This window comes from Aestuariimicrobium kwangyangense DSM 21549 (genome assembly GCF_000421525.1).
GTDB lineage: Bacteria > Actinomycetota > Actinomycetes > Propionibacteriales > Propionibacteriaceae > Aestuariimicrobium > Aestuariimicrobium kwangyangense.
Genome location: NZ_ATXE01000002.1, coordinates 153,178 through 169,554, shown reverse-complemented (window position 1 = coordinate 169,554; position 16,377 = coordinate 153,178). Strand labels below are relative to the sequence as shown.

Genomic DNA, 16,377 nt, shown 5'->3' with positions numbered 1-16,377 from the left:
TTTCGTTACACAACTGGTGGCCAAGGATCACGGTCGTCGTCCTGACAGGCCCCGGGCGTCCGGGCTGACCCGTTCGTCCAACACCATCGTTGCGGCCCCGATGGCGATCGCCTCGTGCATGGCCCGCGAACTCTGCACGTGCACGGGTCGAGCCGTCCGCAGCACCGCCCTCTCCCCCAGCCGACGTGCCATCGGCGACTGGACGAGATCGGCGTACCTGGCCCAGGAGTGGCCACCGATCACCACCTCGTTCACGTCGAGCAGGTCGGTCAACGGGGCCAGTCCAGCTGCCAGGTCGTCGGCCAGCGCATCCAGCACGCGGGCGCTGGCGGCGTCACCGTCGCGGGCCTGCTGGGCCAGCACCGCAACCAGCGCGTCACGGCCGGTCGGGCTGTTCTTGGCCGACTCCACCTCTGCCGGATCGAGGGCACCCACCTCGGCCGCCGCATGGATCAGGTGGCGGGGTGAGATGCGGTGCGCGAACGAGCCCGGCACCACACAGCACGACAGGGTCGGCTGCGAGGTCTGGACGATGAACATGTTGACCTCGCCGAAGTTGTGCGACACCCCGTGCTGCACGGCCCCGTCATGCACCAGCCCGAAACCCAGCCCGGCGCCCAGGTAGACGTAGAGGAAGTCGGGAGCGGTGGAACCCTGCCGCAGCCACGCCTCGCCGGCCGCCGCCGCGATCAGGTCCTTCTCGACACAGACCGGCAGTCCCAGTCGCGACCGCAACAGGGTGGCGATGGGCACGTCGCGCCAGGTCTGCAGCAGCGGAGGATTGATCATCACCCCGCGGGCGACGTCGATCGGACCCGGCACCCCCACCCCGACGCCCATCATCCTGCCCAGGGCAGCCGGGTGCCCGGCCGTCACCCGCTCGACCGCGGTGACGATCCCGTCGAGCACGCAGGCCGGGTCGGCGTCGTCCTCCAGCACCACTGTCGTGCGCTCGACCACCTCGCCGGCGAGGTTCACCATCAGGACGGCGACACTGACGGGGTCGAGGTGGATGCCGATCGAGAACATGCCCTCGGAGTTGAGCCCCAGCATGGTTCGGGGCTTGCCCGGACCGTTGACCTCCCGGCCCAGTTCCACGACGAGTCCTTCGTCGAGCAGCCGTCGGGTGAGGTTCGAGACGGTCTGCTCCGACAGGCCCGTGAGCCCGGCGATCTCGACCCGACTGATGCCCACGGTGGTACGCCGGATGCAGTCGAGCACCACCCGTTGATTGAAATCCCCCAGCCGCGGCACGTTTGACCCACGTTGCATGGAGGTCATTGAACCAAATGACCAACCTCCCCACCTGATCGGGTTGGTCTCAGGCGCGTCGCGATCGACCAGCGTCAGTCGGCGTCGAGCCATTCGACGTCGTCGACACGACGCCCGATGGCCTGCTTGAGTGGCGAGGTCGCATCCCAGTCGTTGAGGTGCATGCCAGCCACCACCGTGCCGTCCCGCACCCACAGCACCCGCATCGTGCGGGCCGCACGATCTCCGGTGACCACGGTCTGGTCGTCCGGCTTCGACCTGCCGACGTACTCCATGCCGAGGTCGTACTGGTCGGTGAAGAAGTAGGGCTGCCGCTCGTAGGGGGAGTCGTCGCCGGTGAGCTGCCTCGCGACGTACTTGCCCTGCTGCAGCGCCGTGTCCCAGTGCTCCACCCGCAGTCGTCCGAGCCGGGGGTGGTCGTGGTTGGCGATGTCGCCGATGGCGAAGACCTTGGGGTCGCTGGTGCGCAGGTGCGCGTCGACGAGCACACCGTCGTCGACCTTCAGACCGGCGCCCCGGGCCAGGTCGACGTTCGGCTCGGCACCGATGCCCACCAGTACGAGGTCGGCCTCGACCTGGGACTTGTCGTCCAGGGTCAGCACAGCCCCCTGGCCGTAGGACGAGATCGAGGTCACGTTCACCCCCGTGCGCAGGTCGACGCCGTGCTCGCGGTGCAGGTCGGCAAAGACCTGTGCCATGTCGTTGCCGAGCACTGCCTGCAGGGGCAGGGCGTCGCGGACGAGGACGATCGCCTGACCGCCCGCCTGTTGCACGGCTGCTGCCACCTCGAGCCCGATCCAGCCGCCGCCGATGATCGCCACCCGCTCGGGCAGGTGCGCCAGCAGGGCGTGGGCGTCGTCCAGGGTTCGAAGGTAGGCAACGGGCGCACCGGAGTCGTCTGCCATGGGCAGGGGACGGGGGCTCGACCCGGTGGCGAGCACGAGCTGGTCGAACGCCAGCCTGCGGCCATCGGGGAGCACGACCTCGGCAGCGTCCAGGTCGACCTCGTGCACCGTCGTGTCGGTCAGCAGTTCGACGTCGTGCTCGGAGTACCACGTGTCGTCGTGCACGAAGGCCTTGGCCTCTGCATCCTGCTTGCCGAGCAGCAGGTCCTTCGACAGCGGTGGCCGCTCATAGGGCAGGTGGGGCTCAGCGCCGATCAGGGTGATCGGGCGGGTGTCGCCTCGCTCACGCAGTTCTGTCGCCACACTGGCTCCGGCCAGTCCTGCACCGATGATCACCACGGACATCGCAATCCCTCCTCGACGAGTGTGACCACCCTAGTTGAGCAGGCATGACGGGGGCAGGAGTCGTGTGAGGTGATCACGCGGCAGGGACGCGAAAGGCTCCTGACCAGCGTTTCCGCTCGTCAGGAGCCTGTTCGTTCGGTGGGCGATACTGGGTTTGAACCAGTGACCTCTTCCGTGTCAGGGAAGCGCGCTACCACTGCGCCAACCGCCCGAGGTGGAGACGGGATTTGAACCCGTGTACACGGATTTGCAGTCCGTTGCCTCGCCTCTCGGCCACTCCACCAGGGAGAAGTGACCTCAAGCCTCGACTGGGCTGAGACCCCTCCGAGCGGACGACGAGATTCGAACTCGCGACCCTCACCTTGGCAAGGTGATGCTCTACCAACTGAGCCACGTCCGCATGCCCCCGGCCCGGATCTTCCCTTGCGGGATCCCGTTCTTGGGGCGTTGAAAACCATAGCGGACTCTTCAGCGGATGCACAAACCGGACGACGACCGAGCGTGTCCGGGCGGCGATGTGCAAACCGGGCGCGGCTGCTGCTACGGTTGCTTCTCGCACGGGCGATTGGCGCAGTGGTAGCGCGCTTCGTTCACACCGAAGAGGTCACTGGTTCGAACCCAGTATCGCCCACCCGTCTGGACGGCCCCTGACTCGCGGAAACGCGGTCAGGGGCCGTTCGCGTGCGATCAGTCCCCGAGCGCGTGGTCTCCACCGGTCGTCCAGCTCGGGAGGAAGGGCGGCCACCCTTCCCTTGGCGCGCACCTCCTGAATGGGGGGATGGAGGGCGCAGCGTGAAGGGTGACCAACGTCGGCAACGCTACAGAGCGCTCCTTGCCACGCATCGGCGCCCCCCTGCATTGGCGTCGGGTGCGACCCGGCGGAGCGTCGCCCGTTCCTGCGGGCAGACCCGTGGCACCATCGTGGGGTCAGTCCTTCCCCCTGGCACTTCCCCGCTCGAAAGCTCCTCCGTGCATGCTCACCGGATCCGTTGTCGTCATGCCCCAGCCTTGGCGTGAGCGCCTGCTCGACGTCAGCCGCCACCCTGCGCTGGCCCGTCTCGCCCTTGCCGCGAGGGTTCCGTGGCGCACCATCCAGGCCGCCATGCGCTACCGGGTCATGGGTCTGGCCGCCGAATCGGCCTTCTTCGCCGTGTTGTCACTGCCCCCGCTCTTGTTCGGCCTGGCAGGGTCGGTCGGCTTCGTCGCCCAGCGCTTCAGCGTCCAGTCGGTCGAGGAGTTCAAGACACGCATCGTCGACGTCGCCAGCCCCCTGCTGACCACCTCGGCCATCGACCAGGTGCTGGTGCCCACCCTGAACGAGGTGCTCGGGTCGGGGCGTGTCGACGTCATCTCCATCGGCTTCCTGCTCGCCCTGTGGTCGGGGTCCCGGGCCATGAGCGTCTTCATCGACACCGTCTCGATCATGTACGGACACGCGGGCAAGCGAAGCATCATCCACGCCCGAGCCCTCAGCCTGGGCATCTACCTGGTCGTGCTCCTGCTGACAGCCGTGATGCTCCCACTCGTCCTCGCCGGGCCGAGCCTGGTGGCGCGACTGCTGCCGACCCAGGTCGCCTGGGTCGCCGGCGCCTACTGGCCCACCGTGCTGATCGGGTCGACGTTGTTGCTCACCACGTTGTACTGGCGAGCGGTGCCGCTTCGTCGCAAGTGGCGGGCCGATCTACCCGGCGCCCTGCTCACTCTGGCCCTGTGGTTGGCAGGCTCGTGGGTCATGCGTCGTGTGCTCGACGAGTCCCTGGGGGGATCGTCGTTGTATGGCCCCCTGAGCGCGCCGATCGCGCTGCTGCTGTGGCTCTACCTGACCTCGCTCGCGGTGCTGATCGGGGCGGCCTTCAACGCAGCCCTGGAGTCCGTGTGGCCCGAGTTCTCCGGGATCAGCGTCATCCAGGCCGAACTGATCCGTGAGGGCGTGGCCGAGGGCGGCTCCACCCTGTCGTGAGAGGTTCAGCGCGGCCCCCCACTCGGACGACAGCCGCGTTCACATCGCCGGTCTGATGGACGTCCGTCCCGAAATGTGGGATTTGCCCTTGCGGATTGTCCACATGGCGAGAAGAGTACGCATCACGGCAACGGCGCCACCCTTCCATTCAATTCGGAAAGGCAGATCCATGACTGCTCCGGCCCTGGTGCTCGCCGCTGTCGGCGGCGACGACGCGCACGTTCGTCAGGTGGTGCACACTCTCGCCACGCGCATGATGAAGCTCCGTCCGACGGTTTCGGTGCAGACCGCCATGGTGGACGGTTCTGGGTACCAGCTGCGGGCTGCGGTCGAGCGCCTGTCCCAGCAGGGTGCCGACGAGATCGTGGTGGTCCCCCTCGACGTCACCAGTGCCATCGACGCCCACCCGGATCTGGCAGGTGAGCTCGGGGACCTCACGGCGACCTATCCCCTGCTCCGGATCGCGATGGCTCGTCCGATCGGCCCCGCTGCCGAGCTGCTGAACATCCTCGACGACCGGCTGCGTACCGCACTGCGAGCCACCCGGACCGTGGAACTCGACGCCCTGGTGCTCTCCCTCCCTGCCGGTGGCGACGTGCGCGGACACGGACTGGTGTCCCGCCGGGCCCGTCAGTGGGCCACTCACCACAAGCTCCCCTGCGTCGTCGCGGTCGCCGACGGCTCCGGCCCCAACGTGGCCCAGGCCATCGCCACCCTGCGGGGCCAGGGACGACGCCACATCGCCGTCGGTTCCCTGTTCCTCGCCGAGGGCCCCCGCTGGACGGCCCAGGCCGAACTGGCCCTGCACAGCGGTGCAGTCGCCGTCAGTGGACCCCTGGGTGCCGACGAACGCGTGCTCGACCTGGTCATGGCCCGCTACGCCTACGCGGCGATGGACCTGCTGGAACCGGATTCTGATGCGCCGCTCACCGACGTCGAACTGCACACCGAGGACGCCCTGATCGAACTGCTCGCGCACAGCTGATCACCCGAGCGCGGCGTCAGCGCAGCTTGGCCAACTCCTCCAGTTGCTCGGCTGCGCTGAACTCACCCACGGGCCACCCGAGGTTGAACGCCCGCAGGTGTTCGAGCAGGAGCTGGGCCACGGCCCAGTTGCGGTACCACTTGCGGTCGGCTGGCACGACGTACCAGGGGGCCACGTCGGTGTTCGTCCGCGAGATGGCCTCGCTGGCGGCTGTCTGGAACTCGGCGAAGTGTCGTCGGGTGTCGAGGTCACCGGGGTTGTACTTCCAGTGCTTGTCGGGATTCTCGAGCCGCTCCGCCAGCCGCTCGTACTGCTCGTCCCACGACACGTGGAGCCAGCACTTCAGCACGGTCGTGCCCGACGCGGCCAGGTCGGCCTCGAATGAGTTGATCTCGTCGTAACGGGCCTCCCACGTGGCCTTGTCGATCCAGCCGTTCACACGGGTCACCAGCACGTCCTCGTAGTGGGAGCGATCGAAGATGCCGATCATGCCGCTGGTCGGCAGCGCCTTCTTGATGCGCCACAGGAACGGGTGCGACTTCTCCTCGTCGGTGGGTGCCTTGAACGCCTTCAGTTGCACGCCCTGGGGGTCGACCATGCCGATCGCCTTCCGGATCACCCCACCCTTGCCGGACGTGTCGAGGCCCTGCAGCACCAGCAGCAGGCTGCGGGGAGGGGCCTCGTCCACCCGGGATGCTGCGTAGAGCCGCTCCTGCAGGTCCGACAACTCCGGATCGATGATGGCCATGTGTGCCGCCGAGTCCCGCTTGCCACGCCCTGGGTAGCCCAGTCGACCTCGGGGATCGACGTCGTCGAGGTTGAGCGCTCCAGCGGGCACCCGGAGCAGGTCGGTGAGATTCAGCTCTGCGTTGATCGGTTCTGCATTCTTCGTGGCCATCCGGGCATCATAGGAGGATGACCAACCCCACCACCCCCCGCGTGACGAAGACCTCGGACGAATGGCGTGCCCAGCTCAGTGATCTGGAGTACCACGTGCTGCGGGAGAGCGGCACCGAGCGTCCGTTCACCGGGGAGTACACCGACACCACCACGACGGGCGTCTACAGCTGCCGGGCGTGCGGTGCGGAGCTGTTCACCTCGACCGAGAAGTTCGAGTCCCACTGTGGGTGGCCGAGCTTCTACGCCCCGTCCGACAACGACGCGATCCGCTACCTGACCGACGACTCCCTGCCGGGGCGGCCCCGCATCGAGGTGCGCTGCGCAGCCTGCGACTCCCACCTGGGCCACGTCTTCGAGGGTGAGGGATACGACACCCCGACCGACCAGCGGTACTGCATCAACTCCGTCAGCCTGAAGCTGACCCCCCGATCCTGAGGGCAGGCCGGGGTGGGCCGCCGAGGTGGCGACCCGCTCCGGGTCAGGACCAGCTGGCCACGATCTGGGCCAGGTCGCGACGGCGCCCGGTGAAGAAGGGCACCTCCTCGCGGGTGTGACGGCGCGCCTTGGCGGCACGAAGGTTGCGCATCAGGTCGACGATCCGGAAGAGCTGGTCGGCCTCGAAGGCCAGCAGCCACTCGTAGTCACCGAGGGCGAAGGCTGACACGGTGTTGGCGCGCACGTCGGCGAAGTCCTTGGCCAGCATGCCGTGTTCGCGCAGCATCTCGCCGCGCTCCGCGTCGGGCAACAGGTACCACTCGTAGGAACGCACGAACGGGTACACGCACACGTAGGCTCGCGGATCGTCGCCCATCAGGAAGGCGGGGATGTGTGACTTGTTGAACTCTGCGGGACGATGCAGGCCCACCTGCGACCAGACCGGGTCGAGCACCGAACCGAGCGCTCCGCGACGAAGGGCCAGGTAGGCGTCCTGGAGCACCTCGGTCGAGTCGGGTGCACTCCACCACACCAACAGGTCGGCGTCGGCACGGAAACCGGCCAGGTCGTAGAACCCACGGATCACCAGTCCGCGACCTGCATTGGCCTCCTCGATGGCCCGCAGCGTGGCGGCCACGTCGTCGGCGCCCACTGAACCGGTCCTGCGGAAGACTGCGTACTGGGTGTAGTGCAGGCCGGCGTTGATGGCCTCATGGTCGACGGGGGTGGTGGTCGTGTCGTTCACGACAGGTCCTTCCTGATTCGGGGGCCCTCGGTGTGCACCAGCTCCACGATCCGGGTGAGCACATCAGGATCTGTGGTGGGGGGCACACCGTGTCCCAGGTTGAAGATGTGGCCGGGGGCCTTGGCCCCGGCACTGATCACGGCGCGCACCCGTTCGGCGAGCACGTCCCACGGGGCCAGCAGCAGGGCTGGGTCGAGGTTACCCTGCACCGCCGTGCCGCCCCCGACCCGGTCGGATGCCACATCGAGTGGGGTACGCCAGTCCACCCCGATCACCCGGCTTGGCACCTCGTCGGCAGCGGGGACGCCCATCGCCTCGGTCATCGCCGGCAACAGTTCGGCGGTGCCGACACCGAAGTGGATGCGGGGCAGGCCCTCGGGCAGAGAGGCGAGCACGGCCGCGCTGTGGGGCAGCACGCGGGCGCGGTAGTCCTGTTCGTCCAGCGAACCGGCCCACGAGTCGAAGAGTTGGACGATCCTGGCCCCACCGGCGATCTGCGCCGCCAGGAAGGCTGACGAGATCCCTGTCAGCCACGCGCACAAGCGCTCCCACAGCTCGGGCTCCCCCACCATGAACGCCTTCGCCACGGCATGGTCCTTGGACGGGCCCCCTTCGACGAGGTAGCTGGCCAGGGTGAAGGGGGCTCCGGCGAAACCGATCAGGGGCACCGACTCGTCCAGTTCGGCCACCGTCTGTCGGGCGGCCCTGGTGATCGGCTCGAGCGCCGCCGGGTCGAGCTCGGGCAGCCGGTCGAGATCGGCGGCCGTGCGCACGGGGTGCGCCACCACCGGGCCGGTGCCGGCAACGATGTCGAGGTCCACGCCTGCCGCCTTGAGCGGGACCATGATGTCGGAGAAGAAGACTGCGCCGTCGACCCGGTGGCGTCGAACCGGCTGCAGGGTGATCTCGGTCACCATGTCTGGGTCGAAGCAGCTGTCGAGCATGCGGGTGCCTGCCCTCGTCTCGCGGTATTCCGGCAACGATCGACCCGCCTGCCGCATGAACCAGACCGGCAGACGGTCCGCCTGCCTCTGGTGTGCCGCCGCCAGCAAGGCGGGCTCAGCCACCCCCGAAGGGAGGAACCCGTGGGAGGGGGCGACGGGGGTGTGGTGGGCCAAGGGCTTGGGGACGGTCACCCAACAATCCAACCACACCCCTCCAGACCCGCAGGGGCGGCCGGGGAGCCGCTGGCCGCCCGGGGTCGGCGTGGCAGCAGCCCCCCGACGGCTGGCACGCCGTACCGTGTGGGGGTGAGCGCGATTCCTCCCATCCGGGCTGCTGCGGACAGCTTCGCTCTGGTCGAGCGCCAGCTTGCCGAGTTCCGCTGGCGGCCCGAGGTGCAGGTGACCGAGATTCCCGCCCCGAACCGGATCGCGCCTCGCGCGGCGGCCGTCCAGGCGGTGGTGATGGGCGACGGGGACGAGATCGGCAACGGGCGCCTCGTGCTGCTCCATGACCCAGCCGGCAACGAGGCATGGGCCGGCACCTTCCGGCTGGTGTCGTTCGCGCGCGCCGACGTCGACGAGCAGATGGTCGCCGACCCCCTCCTGCCCGAGGTCGGTTGGTCCTGGCTCACCGACTCGCTGACCCAGCGTCACGCCGACTTCACGGCCGCCTCCGGCACGGTCACCTCGGTCGCGAGCCGCAGCTTCGGTGAGATGGCCGACGACCCGGCTCGCAGCGAGGTCGAGATCCGGGCGTCGTGGACCCCCGTGTTCGCCGATCCCGCCGATCTGGTGCCGCACCTGAGGGCATGGCAGGACCTGCTCTGCACCACGGCGGGGCTGCCCTCGCTGCCGGACGGGGTCGTGCAACTCGCCCCGCGCAGTGGTCTGCGGCCGCTGTGAAACGAGAACCCGAGGAATCATTGACCGTGACCCCAGAACCCCCCGCAGAACCCCCCACGGACGGCGCATCCCCCGACACCCCGGGGACGCCCGACAGCCCCGCCTCGCCGAGCCTGCCCGTGCTGCGGGAGCCGGCCGACGGCATCCCACTCGTGGTCGACACCCCTGACGCCTTGGCCGACACCATTCGCGCGCTGACGGCCGGCGAGGGTCCGATTGCCGTCGACGCCGAACGGGCCCAGAGCTTTCGTTACTCGTCGAAGGCCTACCTGCTGCAGCTGCGTCGTTCAGGTTCGGGAACCCACCTGATCGACCCGGTCGCGTTCGAGGACGCCGCCGGGACCCCCCAGCTTGCGCAGTTGCAGGCCGCCATGGCCGACGCCGAATGGGTCATCCACGCCGCCAGTCAGGACCTGCCGTCCCTGGCCATGGCGGGACTGGTGCCCACGAGGGTCTTCGACACCGAACTCGCCGGTCGCCTGCTGGGGCTGCCCCGCGTGGGCCTGGGGGCCCTGGTCGAGGCCGAGTTCGGGGTGCAGTTGCTCAAGGAACATTCGGCCGCCAACTGGTCACAACGGCCGATTCCCACGGAGTGGTTGGCCTACGCGGCCCTCGACGTGGAACTGCTGGTCGAGTTGCGGGAGCGGATGGAACAGCAACTGCGCGAGGCGGGCAAGCTGGAGTGGGCCCACCAGGAGTTCGCCTTCGGCATCGTCAAGGCCTTGGAGCCCGTCGCCGACAAGGGCGACCGCTGGCGGCGGACGAACGGGTTGCAGCACGTTCGCAGCCGCTTGGGACTCGCGCTCGTCCGCGAATTGTGGGACGAACGAGACCTGCTCGCCGAACGCTACGACCTCGCCCCGTCCAAGGTGCTGCCCGACAAGGCCATCACGGAACTGGCCGCGTCGATGACCTCTGGCCGGCAGAGCGCGTCCAATCCTGCGACCAGGCCCGATCCGGTGCTGCCCACCCGGGCAGACCTGCGCACGATCGAGGGGTTCAGGCGACGCAACGCCCGCCGTTTCGAGAACAACTGGCTGGCAGCGATCGAGCGGGTCTCCCAGCTCCCGAGCCGGGAACTGCCTCCCCTCAAGGTGCCGCCCGTGGGTCCGCCCAACCCGAAGAGTTGGGAACAGCGCGACCCCGAGGCATGGGCACGGTGGAACCGGGTTCGACCCGCCACGCAGCAGGTTGCCGAGGTGCTGGGGATGCCACCCGAGCAGTTGATCCAACCGGAGGCGCTCAAGCGAATCACCCACCGCCCGCCGAGCCCGTTGACCGAACAGAGTGTGGACGAGGCTCTGGCCACCCTGTCGGTGCGCCCCTGGCAACGGAGCCACCTGGTGGCGACCTTGCTCGAGGGTCTCACTCCTCGCCCGGAGGACTCGCTGCCCCCGGGCTGACCTGGCGGACGGTCAGCCTCGGGACGCGTTGACGTCCTCGGACTGCTCCTCGGGCTGCATCCGCAGCCACCGTTCGGTGACCTGCCGCGCAATCGTCTGGGGCGTCAGGCCGCAGTGTTCGAGCACTTGTTCGCGTGAGGCATGGTGCAGGTACTCCAGGGGAATGCCCAGGTCCATGACGACGGTGGACGATTCACGGCCGCGAAGCAGTTGGGCGAGTCGTGAGCCCACTCCCCCGTTGACCAGGTTGTCCTCGATGGAGACGACCAGACGGTGCTGGCCGGCCAGTTCGACCAGGCCCTCGGCGACGGGCAGTGACCACAGCGGATCGACGACGATGACACCGATGCCCTGTTCCTCGAGGCGCCTGGCAACCTCGACCCCGAGACCGACGAACTGGCCGTGGGCCACGACGAGCACCTGCTGGTCACCGGAGAGGTGGACGACGTCGCAGCCTTGGCGGTGGGCGAGGGCCGGGATCGGGTCGGGGAGCTTCTCCTTCGAGTAGCGCACGACGGTGGGAGCGTCGGTCACACTGATGGCTCGCTCCAAGGCGGCCTTCAGCCGATCGGCGTCCCGTGGCGCCGCCAGTTGCAGCCCGGGGACCAGACCGAGCAGCGACATGTCCCACATGCCGTGGTGACTGGGCCCGTCCGGACCGGTGATGCCCGCCCGATCGAGCACGAAGGTGACGCCTTGGCGGTGCATGCCCACGTCGAGCAGGGTCTGGTCGAAGGCCCTGTTGAGGAAGGTGGCGTACAACGCCACGACCGGATGGAGGCCGGCCGAGGCAAGCCCTGCCGCGGAGGCGACGGCGTGCTGCTCGGCGATGCCGACGTCGAACGTGCGATCGGGGAAGGCTGCGGCGAACCGGGCCAACCCGACCGGGTGCAGCATGGCGGCGGTGAGGGCGACCACCTCGGGGTGGGCGTCACCGATCCGCACCATCTCGTCGGCGAAGATGTCGGTCCACGTGGCGCGGCCACCCTCGGAGAGGGACTCGCCCGTGATCTCGTCGATCTTGCCAACGGCGTGGAAGCGGTCTTCCTCGTGGTTCTCGGCAGCGTGGAACCCGGCACCCTTGCGGGTGATGCAGTGGACGATGACCGGACCACCGAAGCCCTTGGCTTGTTCGAGGGCGCGTTCTGTTGCCGCCTCGTCGTGACCGTCGATGGGGCCGATGTACTTGATCCCCAGATCGGAGAACATGCCCTGGGGCGCCAGCACGTCCTTGATGCCGGTCTTGACCCCGTGCAACAAGTCGTAGGCGGGACGCCCCACCAGTGGGGTGTTGTTGACCCCCCGCTTGACGAACCCCAGGGTCTGTTCGTAGCGCTTGTGGGTGCGCAGTCCCGACAGGTGTTGGGCCAGCCCCCCGACGGTGGGGGTGTAGGAGCGGCCGTTGTCATTGACCACGACGACCAGCCTCAGGTCGGGCTCCGCGGCGACGTTGTTGAGTGCCTCCCACGCCATTCCACCGGTGAGGGCACCGTCACCGATCACGACCACGACAGTGCGATCCTGGTGCGTGACCCGGAAGCCCTTGGCCAACCCCTCACCCCACGAGATGGAGGTTGAGGCGTGGGAGTTCTCGACCCAGTCGTGGGGTGACTCGGCCCGCTGGGGGTAACCCGCCAGTCCCCCGCGCTGCCGCAGTCCCGGGAACTGGTCGAGTCGTCCGGTCAACATCTTGTGCACGTAGCTCTGGTGCCCGGTGTCGAAGATGATCGGGTCGTCCGGGGAGTGGAAGACCCGGTGGATCGCGAGGGTCAGTTCGACGACTCCCAGGTTGGGGCCCAGGTGTCCGCCCGTGCGGCTGACGTTCGAGATCAGGGCTCCCCTGATCTCGGCTGCCAACGTCTCGATCTGGCCCCGTGACAAGCCTCGGAGGTCGTCGGGGCCACTGATGCGCTCGAGCAGTGACATGTCGACCAGTCTAGGTCCAGCGATTGAAGGTTCACGCATTCAGCACGGGAAGGTCTCCACCCCAGGCAGGTGACGGTGACCTCACAGACGGCTCACGAAGATCTTGCCGCGCAGCGTCTCCTCGACCAGCATCACCGCTCGACGCAGGCGCACCAGTCGCGCCTCCTCGGTCTGCAGCAGTTCCACGGTGCCGTCGAGCACCGGCGTGTCGACGTACTCCTGCAGCCCGGCCCGCGCCTGCATCAGCCCCTCTCGGGTCGCTCGTACCTGCGACTCGACGTACTGAGCGGCCAGCCGCGCCAGCACCACGGGTTGGCGTCGCAACAACGGGTAGCCACGGTACTCGTGGGGGCAGCAGTCCAGCAGGAAGGCAGCAGCCGACTGCTCCCAGTCGGGCTCGCAGGCAGGCAGCACCGATTCGGGCCAGCCCGGCGGCACGAACATGCGGTCCTCGTCACGGATCGGCTTGCGACGCTCCCCCGATCGGGCACGCGGCTCCCGCCGGGGTTCCCAGTCGGGACCCTGCTCGACCTTGGCCCAGTCATGGCGAAACACGGTGGTGCTCATGGCTCGTCCCCTCACTCCCGCCCCGTGGGGCCTCGTCTCTGTTCGATTCTAAATCGAACACGTGCAGGAGTCTAGGGGCGGCGTCCGACAATTCGGGCCCTGGCCCGAGCCACCATCCGAACGACGAGCGGCCGGTCCCCACTGGGGGCCGGCCGCTCGTCGTCCGATCAGGCGGGACGGTGACGTCTCAGGTCACGCCTTGGCGAGGTTCCGCAGGACGTACTGCATGATGCCGCCGTTGGTGTAGTAGGCGCGCTCCCCGGGGGTGTCGATGCGCACCACTGCCTCGAACTCGGTCACCGAGCCGTCCGGCTTCGTGGCGGTGACGTGCATCGTCGAGGGCGTCGCGCCGTCATTCAGACCGGTGACACCCGAGATCGAGAAGGTCTCGTCCCCGGTCAGACCGAGGGAGTCCGCGCTCGTGCCTTCGGGGAACTGCAGCGGGAGCACGCCCATGCCGATCAGGTTGGAGCGGTGAATGCGCTCGTAGCTCTCGGCGATGACCGCCTTCACACCCAGCAGGGCCGTGCCCTTGGCCGCCCAGTCACGCGACGAGCCCGAGCCGTACTCCTTGCCGGCCAGCACCACCAGGGGCACACCGGCGGTCTGGTAGTTCACCGATGCCTCGTAGACCGTGGTGACAGGTGCACCCTCGACGGTGAAGTCGCGGGTGAAACCGCCCTCGGTACCCGCGGCGATCTGGTTGCGCAGGCGAATGTTGGCGAACGTGCCCCGGATCATCACCTCGTGGTTGCCACGACGCGACCCGTAGGAGTTGAAGTCCTTGCGCGCGACCCCGTGCTCGGTCAGGTACGTACCAGCCGGGGAGTCCGCCTTGATCGAACCAGCAGGTGAGATGTGGTCGGTGGTCACCGAGTCGCCCAGCTTCAACAGCACTCGAGCACCCTCGATGTCGCGAACCGGATCGGGGGTGGCGGGCATGCCCTCGAAGTAGGGGGGCTTGCGCACGTAGGTCGAGTCCTCGGCCCACTCGAAGGTGTTCCCCCCGGGCGTGGGCAGCGAGGTCCAACGCTCGTCGCCCTTGAAGACGTCGGCGTACCGATCGGTGTACATCTGGGAGTTGATGGACGAGGCGATCACCTCGTCGATCTCCTCGGGGGTCGGCCAGATGTCGCGCATGAACACGTCGTTGCCGTCGCGGTCCTGACCGATCGGGTCGTTGAACAGGTCGATGTCCATGGTGCCCGCGAGGGCGTAGACGATGACCAGCATCGGGCTGGCGAGGTAGTTCATCTTCACGTCGGGGCTGATGCGTCCCTCGAAGTTGCGGTTGCCCGAGAGCACCGCAGTGACGGCGAGGTCGTTGTCATTGACCGCCTGCGAGATCTCCGGGATCAGCGGGCCGGTGTTGCCGATGCAGGTGACGCAGCCGTAGCCGACGAGGTTGAACCCGATCTGGTCCAGGTAGCGCGTGAGATCGGCCTTGTCGTAGTAGTCGGTCACGACCTGCGACCCGGGAGCCAGCGAGGTCTTGACCCACGGCTTGCGGTTGAGCCCACGTTCGGCTGCCTTCTTCGCCACCAGCCCGGCCCCGATCATCACGCTGGGGTTGGAGGTGTTGGTGCAGGAGGTGATGGAGGCCACCGTCACGGCGCCGTGGTCGAGGTTGAACTGCTCACCCGTGGCCAACGTGATGGGCACCCCAGCCTCGGGACGTGACTGTTCGCCCCCATCACCCATGTGGACGGGTCGGGCCGAGTCGTCATGGTCGGCCGGGTTCGAGCCGGTGGGGTCGGAGGCGGGGAAGCTGTCGGCGACGGTCTTGTCCCAGTCGTCCTTCTCCTCCGCGCCCCCCGGCAGCTGGTTCGCGGGCGCATACGCCTTGAGGGCCTCGCGGAACGCACTCTTGGACTGGTCCAGGCGGATCCGGTCCTGCGGGCGCTTCGGGCCAGCGATGGAGGGCACCACTGTGGACAGGTCGAGCTCGAGGTACTCGGAGTACACCGGCTCGTGTGCTGCGTCGTGCCACAGTCCCTGTGCCTTGGCATAGGACTCGACGAGGGCGATCTGGTGAGCCTCGCGGCCGGTGAGGCGCAAGTATTCCGTCGTCTTCTCGTCGATCGGGAAGACGGCGATGGTCGAGCCGTACTCGGGCGACATGTTACCGATCGTGGCGCGGTTGGCGACCGGCACAGCCGACACCCCCTCGCCGTAGAACTCGACGAACTTGCCGACCACCTTGTGCTCGCGCAGCATCTCGGTGATCGTGAGCACCAGGTCGGTGGCGGTGGTGCCCTCGTTGAGCTTGCCCGTGAGCCGGAATCCGACCACGCGCGGGATGAGCATCGAGACGGGCTGGCCGAGCATGGCGGCCTCGGCCTCGATGCCGCCCACGCCCCAGCCAACGACGCCGAGCCCGTTGACCATGGTGGTGTGCGAGTCGGTGCCGACGCAGGTGTCGGGGTAGGCCTGCAGCACGCCGTCGACGGTGCGGGGGAAGACGACTCGGGCGAGGTGCTCGATGTTGACCTGGTGCACGATGCCGGTGCCGGGGGGAACCACCTTGAAGTCGTCGAAGGCAGTCTGGCCCCAGCGCAGGAACTGGTAGCGCTCGCGGTTGCGCTGGTACTCGATGTCGGTGTTCTGCTGGAACGCCTCGGGGGTGCCGAAGACGTCGGCGATGACCGAGTGGTCGATCACCAGTTCGGCCGGGGACAAGGGATTCACCTTGTCGGGGTCGCCGCCGAGGTCGGCGACGGCCTCACGCATCGTGGCGAGATCGACCACGCAGGGAACGCCGGTGAAGTCCTGCATGATGACGCGGGCCGGGGTGAACTGGATCTCACGGCTCGGCTCGGCGCTCGGATCCCACTGGCCGAGGGCGCGGATGTCGTCCGCTGTGATGTTGGCCCCGTCCTCGGTGCGCAGCAGGTTCTCCAACAGCACCTTCAGGCTGTAGGGCAGCTGCTCGTGACCGGGAACCGTGTCGAGACGGAAGATCTCGTACTCGGTGCCCTGCACGTCGAGGGTGGACCTGGCTCCGAAGCTGTTCACGCTCATGGTGTCTCCTGTGGCTCAAAGTCTCTTGACGTCAAGATATCACGCGGTCCGACGCCGTCCCCGTCA

The 16,377-nt window shown here is 68.1% G+C and carries 13 protein-coding genes and 4 tRNA genes; 6 read left to right on the top strand and 11 right to left on the bottom strand.

Going from position 1 to position 16,377, the window contains the following annotated elements:
- Positions 1-27: 27 nt before the first annotated feature.
- The 5 genes from H507_RS0107335 to H507_RS0107315 form a co-directional block, all read right to left on the bottom strand.
- The gene (locus tag H507_RS0107335) at positions 28-1,224 is read right to left on the bottom strand and encodes an ROK family transcriptional regulator (protein WP_026377923.1); all 1,197 of its coding nucleotides are present in this window, start codon (positions 1,222-1,224) and stop codon (positions 28-30) included.
- Positions 1,225-1,346: 122 nt separating this feature from the next.
- Positions 1,347-2,522 (bottom strand): NAD(P)/FAD-dependent oxidoreductase, encoded by a 1,176-nt coding sequence (locus H507_RS0107330; protein WP_022910071.1) that lies wholly within the window; start codon positions 2,520-2,522, stop codon positions 1,347-1,349.
- A 139-nt stretch (positions 2,523-2,661) separates the two neighbouring features.
- Positions 2,662-2,733: transfer RNA gene (locus H507_RS0107325), tRNA-Val, on the bottom strand.
- Position 2,734: 1 nt separating this feature from the next.
- Positions 2,735-2,805 (bottom strand) — tRNA-Cys (locus H507_RS0107320).
- 44 nt (positions 2,806-2,849) lie between these two features.
- Positions 2,850-2,922, bottom strand: a tRNA-Gly gene (locus H507_RS0107315).
- Positions 2,923-3,081: 159 nt separating this feature from the next.
- On the opposite strand from H507_RS0107315, the gene H507_RS0107310 reads away from it, so the two are divergent.
- The 3 genes from H507_RS0107310 (at position 3,082) to H507_RS15395 (ending at position 5,467) form a co-directional block, all read left to right on the top strand.
- A tRNA-Val gene (locus H507_RS0107310) sits at positions 3,082-3,153 on the top strand.
- A gap of 342 nt (positions 3,154-3,495) precedes the next feature.
- Positions 3,496-4,482 carry a YihY/virulence factor BrkB family protein gene (locus tag H507_RS15400; RefSeq protein WP_022910070.1) on the top strand — a complete coding sequence of 329 codons (987 nt, stop codon included), beginning with the start codon at positions 3,496-3,498 and terminating at the stop codon, positions 4,480-4,482.
- A gap of 169 nt (positions 4,483-4,651) precedes the next feature.
- Complete coding sequence (locus H507_RS15395; RefSeq protein ID WP_022910069.1) at positions 4,652-5,467, top strand: sirohydrochlorin chelatase; 816 nt, start codon at positions 4,652-4,654, stop codon at positions 5,465-5,467.
- A 16-nt stretch (positions 5,468-5,483) separates the two neighbouring features.
- Here the strand turns inward: H507_RS15395 and H507_RS0107290 are convergent, their stop codons facing one another.
- Positions 5,484-6,365, bottom strand: coding sequence for a PPK2 family polyphosphate kinase (locus H507_RS0107290; protein WP_022910068.1), 882 nt, complete (start codon positions 6,363-6,365; stop codon positions 5,484-5,486).
- A 17-nt stretch (positions 6,366-6,382) separates the two neighbouring features.
- On the opposite strand from H507_RS0107290, the gene msrB reads away from it, so the two are divergent.
- Complete coding sequence (gene msrB / locus H507_RS0107285; protein ID WP_022910067.1) at positions 6,383-6,802, top strand: peptide-methionine (R)-S-oxide reductase MsrB; 420 nt, start codon at positions 6,383-6,385, stop codon at positions 6,800-6,802.
- 43 nt (positions 6,803-6,845) lie between these two features.
- On the opposite strand, the gene hemQ is transcribed toward msrB, so the two are convergent.
- The gene (gene hemQ, locus H507_RS0107280; RefSeq protein WP_022910066.1) at positions 6,846-7,547 is read right to left on the bottom strand and encodes a hydrogen peroxide-dependent heme synthase; all 702 of its coding nucleotides are present in this window, start codon (positions 7,545-7,547) and stop codon (positions 6,846-6,848) included.
- Positions 7,544-8,614, bottom strand: a complete 1,071-nt coding sequence (hemE, locus tag H507_RS15390) for a uroporphyrinogen decarboxylase (protein WP_040438128.1) — start codon at positions 8,612-8,614, stop codon at positions 7,544-7,546. Before hemE ends, hemQ begins: the two co-directional genes overlap by 4 nt.
- 183 nt (positions 8,615-8,797) lie before the next feature.
- On the opposite strand from hemE, the gene H507_RS0107270 reads away from it, so the two are divergent.
- On the top strand, positions 8,798-9,394 hold the full coding sequence (locus H507_RS0107270) for a DUF3000 domain-containing protein (protein ID WP_051139747.1): 597 nt from the start codon (positions 8,798-8,800) through the stop codon (positions 9,392-9,394).
- A gap of 26 nt (positions 9,395-9,420) precedes the next feature.
- Complete coding sequence (locus H507_RS0107265) at positions 9,421-10,797, top strand: HRDC domain-containing protein (protein WP_022910063.1); 1,377 nt, start codon at positions 9,421-9,423, stop codon at positions 10,795-10,797.
- A gap of 12 nt (positions 10,798-10,809) precedes the next feature.
- Here H507_RS0107265 and dxs read toward each other — a convergent pair whose 3' ends face one another.
- The 3 genes from dxs to H507_RS0107250 form a co-directional block, all read right to left on the bottom strand.
- Complete coding sequence (gene dxs, locus H507_RS15385) at positions 10,810-12,723, bottom strand: 1-deoxy-D-xylulose-5-phosphate synthase (RefSeq protein WP_022910062.1); 1,914 nt, start codon at positions 12,721-12,723, stop codon at positions 10,810-10,812.
- Positions 12,724-12,804: 81 nt separating this feature from the next.
- Positions 12,805-13,290 carry a hypothetical protein gene (locus H507_RS0107255; protein WP_022910061.1) on the bottom strand — a complete coding sequence of 162 codons (486 nt, stop codon included), beginning with the start codon at positions 13,288-13,290 and terminating at the stop codon, positions 12,805-12,807.
- A 192-nt stretch (positions 13,291-13,482) separates the two neighbouring features.
- Positions 13,483-16,311: an aconitate hydratase gene (locus H507_RS0107250; protein ID WP_022910060.1), complete on the bottom strand. Its 2,829-nt coding sequence runs from the start codon at positions 16,309-16,311 to the stop codon at positions 13,483-13,485.
- Between the last annotated feature and the right edge of the window lie 66 nt (positions 16,312-16,377).